Origin of the sequence: Lacticaseibacillus manihotivorans DSM 13343 = JCM 12514 (assembly GCF_001435035.1) — a bacterium.
GTDB classification, from domain to species: Bacteria; Bacillota; Bacilli; order Lactobacillales; family Lactobacillaceae; genus Lacticaseibacillus; species Lacticaseibacillus manihotivorans.
Genome location: NZ_AZEU01000169.1, coordinates 1 through 5,027, shown reverse-complemented (window position 1 = coordinate 5,027; position 5,027 = coordinate 1). Strand labels below are relative to the sequence as shown.

Sequence of the window (5,027 nt, the reverse complement as noted above, 5' to 3'; positions counted from 1 at the left end):
CCAAACTGAAATCGATATGCGAATTGGGATGCTGGATTATTATCAGTATACATCTAATATGTGGTTTTCTTTATCTTCTGAATCCTTATGGAATGCTCCACCGGAAACGCCGACTAAAGCAGTTGATGATACTTCGGGTAACAACGTTGATTATAACGATACTTCCAAGGAACTTTTTGCTGGAACAGATATCGTCTATAAAATTGCACAACAAGTTGGTGATTTAGGTGTAGATGTGATGACACCGTATACATCATTTACTTATCGTGATGAATTACCTGATAACGTAACATTTCTAGGAACGGGTAAGATAGTTGCTGAATCAAGTAATGGTACCAAAATCACATCATGGGATTTTTCAACAAATAGCAAAGATAATTCGAGTGTTGGAACCTTATCTTCTACGACAACTGATGGAAAGACAACTGTTAATTTTGCGTTTAGTGCTGATTTTCTACCCAATCCATCTGATTTTAATAGTTCGACGAATTCGCATATGGTTTATGATCAGCGAAAGTATATTCTTGAGTTGGATTGTCAAATAAATGCCAATGCCCCAACTGAGACAGATATCAACAATACCGCTACAGTTGGAATTGATAAAAAATATAGCAATAATACGAATCGAGTAACAGTTCGTGTAATCAAGTATATCCCACAAACTGCTAGTCAACGGTTGCTGGCAATCGTCATTTTGATTATTGTTTTGGGAATTGCCATCGTAGTAATTTCTAAGCACCGGCGAGCCAAAGAGTAGGATAATTTTATGAAACAAGAAAAGCATATCAAACAACTAGTCTACTCGGTTGGAATTTTGTTTTGTATTATGATGTTAACCTATCTAGGTTGGCGTGGTTATCGCTATTATTTATATTACCAATTGCGCCAGGCTCCTCAAGTAGAGCTGAACAGCCGATTTTTAGGTAATGGGCGCATCAATTCACAAACTATTTCAAGCTTGAATCGCAATCGAAGAAAAGCTCAGGACAAAGGGTATAATCGCTATGCAAGCGGTATCCTAAAAATTCCGAGTATTAAAGTTGATTTACCGATTTTTTCAGGGATCAATCGTTATACATTGTCCTTGGGAGTTGCTAAAGATTATTACTATGACTCACAAATGGGAAAAGGCAATTATGTCCTTGCTGGTCATAATATGCGTTTGCCGGGTGTGCTATTAAGTGATTTGAAAAGCGTTAAAGTAGGTGATCGTGTCTATTTATATAACAAACATTATCGTTTTTCTTATCAGGTTTACAGCAATCGAGTCGTTTCACCGTATGTCAAGCTAGTTGATGGCATTCCAGCCAAAGGTTCAGCTTATTGGCTACCTACGGGAAAACAAACACCAATTGTAACCGTTTATGATTGTGCACAGGTTGGCCATAAACGACGGGTAGTTCAAGGTAAATTAATTAGTGAAGGGAAAATTAAAAAAGGAGAGATTAATCAATGGATTCTAATTCTTTAAAAACAAAGACCAGCAAACTCCTGGTTATTGGTGTTGCGGTCTTAGCTTTATTGGGAGCTTTATTAGGCTTAAGTTTGCAAAATAATTCTTCAAAAGTACATGCAGATAATACTACTCCATCTTCAACGGTAGACATTACAGTTCATAAATTGCAGTATACTGGTACAGCACCAAGCATAGACAATGATGGTAGTGAATTGTCTTTACCAAGTACTGTCTCTGCTTATGATCCATCTAAATATGGTGATGTAGGTTTTACGGTTTATGACATTACCAGCGGTGTTTCAAGTAAATACTCAACAGATGGTCTGACTAATGGTGATATTTCGGAAATTGTTGAGAATGCTTCAACATATGAAACTGATGCTAATAAAGTGGCAAATCAAAAGGATGTAGGTACTGATGGAACGGTAACTTTTAGTGACTTGCCAAATTATTCATCCTCACAAAATCATCATGTTTATTTAATTGCTGAAACAAAGTCCAGCAAATTGATTAAAACAACTGCACAGCCAATGGTGATTGTTACACCAATGACTAATAGCACTGGCGATGGATATTTGAGTACAGTCAACGTTTATCCTAAAAATGAGATTCAAACGTTAAGCTTTACTTTGACTAAACAAGCTGAAAAGAATGGACAATCGGCTGCAGCTTTAGCAGGAGCTAAGTTCTTGCTTTATAAGGGTACTCCAGGCTCAGGCACTCAGGTAACCAATTCTGATGGTAGTGAGGTTGAACTGACAACGGATGATAATGGTAAAATCAAAGCAACTAACTTAACGGTTGGTTCATACTACTTTGTTGAGGAAGCTAGTGATGATGTTTCAACTGATGGTTCAGCAGGTGATGGCTATTTGTTAGGTAAAGATGCGTTAAATGATGCAAACAATAAGTTAACATTTACAATTGGTAGCGATGGCAATGTCACACCAACTGACCAAACTTATATCAACTATCAAAAACCAGCTTCAACTAAAACGGTCACTAATGGATCCTCAACGGATAATTCATTTGATCAAGGTGCTACTGTAAAATATCAAGCAACGATCACCGCCCCAAATAATATTAGTGATTACACCGAATTTAACTGGGTCGATACACCAGGAACTGGTTTGAAGTATTCTTCAGATACTGCTTTTACTTTAACTTACGGTGATAGTGTTGATGGTACACAAACAGCATTGACTAAAAGCACTGATTACAATTTAACCTATGATACTGATAATAAGACTTATAAGATTGACTTTTTAGACAGCAGCAATCAGCTGTTAAATTCTTCTCTGGCTGGCAAAGTGGTTACGATTAGTTATAGTATGGCACTTGATCCAACAACAGCTAAAGTTGCTACAGATATTGATAATAATTATAATTTGAACTGGAATAATGGAACAGGAAAAAATACTAATACCGGTAAAGCAACCGTTTACACTTATGGTGCTCAATTTATCAAGAAATCAGCAGGTATTTTGGGTACTGGCACTGGTAATTCGGCTTTAAGTGGTGCTGAATTTGTCGTTAGGAATAGTAACAGTGAGTATTTGAAACAGATAAGTGATGGTACTTCAAATTGGGTAAGCTCCCAAGATGATGCAACTGTCTTTACTTCTGGAACTGATGGCACCTTCTCAGTTGAAGGTTTAGCAAAGGGAGCGTATTCTTTGAAAGAAATTAAAGCTCCCACTGGTTATCAGTTACGAACAAGTGATTTATCATTTACTGTTGATGAAAGTAGTAATAGCAAGACGATCGAGGTTGATGATAATGCCAAAGGATTGTTGTCAACCGGTAGTCAATGGTTGATGTTAATCATTGCTTTAGTCATCGTTATTGGCACGACCTTGGGAGTTAAAGAATATCGCAAAGCAAGAAAAGTTAACGCATAATTATGGCTAAAAAAACTGACAGGAAAAAACGTGGACTTACTGGTAATCTTTTCTATTGCCTTTTAGTAGTTTTATTGATTGGAGTAGCAACATATCCATTTATTTCTGATCAACTTTTAAGTCAGCGGCAGCAAGCGGCAATTGATAATTATGATCAGCAAACAGGGAAAATGTCAGCCAAAAAATATTTGCTACATTTGTATCACCTGCAGGATCATCAAACTAAGATTACCGATGCTGATCCGTTTACGCAGCAAAGGAAAAGTAAATCAACAGTTAATGTTGCTTTGAGTCAGCTAAATACAGTTGCAGTTTTAGCAATTCCAAAGATTAAATTACAACTCCCAGTTTTTGATACAGTCAGTGAAACGGCGTTAGACAATGGTGCCGGATTACTGAATGGTGCCAGTGATTTGGCTGGTAATGGAAAAGGTAAGAATTTAGTAATTTTAGGTCACAGTGGTTTGTCAATTGCTAAATTGTTTACTAATTTACCACGGCTAAAAGTTGGTGATAAATTTTATTTGAAGATTCATGGTAAAATCAGAGCGTACCGAGTTGATAAAATGCGAACGGTTTTACCGAGTAAAATGCTGCCATATTTGCAGGCGACAGCAGGGAAAAACTATGCTACATTGGTAACTTGTGTCCCACTGTTTATCAACACTCACCGATTACTGGTGCGGGGTCATCGTATCCCATATCATGAAGAAAAAATTGTCCGTAATAGTCTTTCACCTTTTGCGTGGGCTTTGATTATCACGGTAGCTATCTTAGCCTTAGTATTATTACTGCACTGGTGGAGTAAACGAAAAATAAAGAAAAGGCATCAGATTAGAAATTAGATGAAAGGAGTGGGTCAATGAAAGCACGGGTAATATGGCGGCAAATTTGTTTATTGATATTCGGTTTTGGCTTGCTGATTTTAGGTACCTGGAGCTTGGCAACTCCTGTGGTAGCTGATTCTTTGACCCAATTGCTAGTTTTGCACCAAAAAGATGAACTGGCTGCCAAGACGACTTTTAAAATCTATGATGCCACTTTATACCTGCAAAAAATACTGGCGCAAGATTCAGCTTTCAAGGATGTCTCACTTTCAAGCAGTGATCAAAGAGAATTTTTAGCAACGGTCCTGTTAAAGCGGGTCGAGCGGTTAAATGCTGATCAGCTTGAACTTTTCGGACAGGTCACCAGTACACCGGCAAGTACGACTGAACAGATCGCAACGATTGATTTGCCGGCCAATGCAAAGTTAAAAGCTTTTTATGTCGTCGGGAAAACGGTAGCTGCTTCGACGACCCAACCGCAGCCCTTAGTCATTTTAGTGCCGGCAATCGATAATCAAGGAAATACAGTAAAACGCATCGATGCCTACCTGAAGCCGCTGCCATCAACTACACCTTCACAGGAAGCTACAACTGGAGGCAATGTTTCTTATCACAAAATGTATCAAACTGGGTTTAAAAATGAGAAAAACCCAACGCTTGAAAATTTTTTCAAACTTGTTTGGCACAAATTGACTAACCGATTTTGACATTTTGAACGTAAGCACCTAATAACCGACCGTCTATAAAAGAGTATATTTCAGCGGTAAAAACACCTCATCAATAAAGAGGTACTGTACCCTGTCAAGTTGACACATTAAATAATAAAAACTAGTTGGCCTTGCC

At 37.8% G+C, this 5,027-nt stretch carries 4 protein-coding genes and 1 pseudogene; all 5 read left to right on the top strand.

What is annotated here, in order from left to right; translation table 11 throughout:
• Positions 1 to 757 (top strand): annotated as a pseudogene (locus FD01_RS16300) (hypothetical protein); the annotation flags it as partial.
• Positions 758 to 766: 9 nt separating this feature from the next.
• Positions 767 to 1,471, top strand: a complete 705-nt coding sequence (locus FD01_RS09700; RefSeq protein WP_054719494.1) for a class A sortase — start codon at positions 767 to 769, stop codon at positions 1,469 to 1,471.
• The gene (locus FD01_RS09695) at positions 1,453 to 3,357 is read left to right on the top strand and encodes a pilin N-terminal domain-containing protein (protein ID WP_056963976.1); all 1,905 of its coding nucleotides are present in this window, start codon (positions 1,453 to 1,455) and stop codon (positions 3,355 to 3,357) included. The genes FD01_RS09700 and FD01_RS09695 overlap by 19 nt, the downstream gene beginning before the upstream one ends.
• 2 nt (positions 3,358 to 3,359) lie before the next feature.
• Positions 3,360 to 4,202 (top strand): class C sortase, encoded by an 843-nt coding sequence (locus FD01_RS09690; protein ID WP_056963974.1) that lies wholly within the window; start codon positions 3,360 to 3,362, stop codon positions 4,200 to 4,202.
• A gap of 17 nt (positions 4,203 to 4,219) precedes the next feature.
• Entirely contained in the window at positions 4,220 to 4,891 is a 672-nt protein-coding gene (locus FD01_RS09685; RefSeq protein ID WP_056963971.1) for a hypothetical protein, read from the top strand.
• Positions 4,892 to 5,027 lie beyond the last annotated feature (136 nt).

Coding starts and splice junctions, on each gene's coding strand:
- FD01_RS09690 (WP_056963974.1), top strand. CDS start 3,360: ATGGCTAAAAAAACTGACAGGAAAAAACGTGGACTTACTGGTAATCTT.
- FD01_RS09685 (WP_056963971.1), top strand. CDS start 4,220: ATGAAAGCACGGGTAATATGGCGGCAAATTTGTTTATTGATATTCGGT.
- FD01_RS09700 (WP_054719494.1), top strand. CDS start 767: ATGAAACAAGAAAAGCATATCAAACAACTAGTCTACTCGGTTGGAATT.
- FD01_RS09695 (WP_056963976.1), top strand. CDS start 1,453: ATGGATTCTAATTCTTTAAAAACAAAGACCAGCAAACTCCTGGTTATT.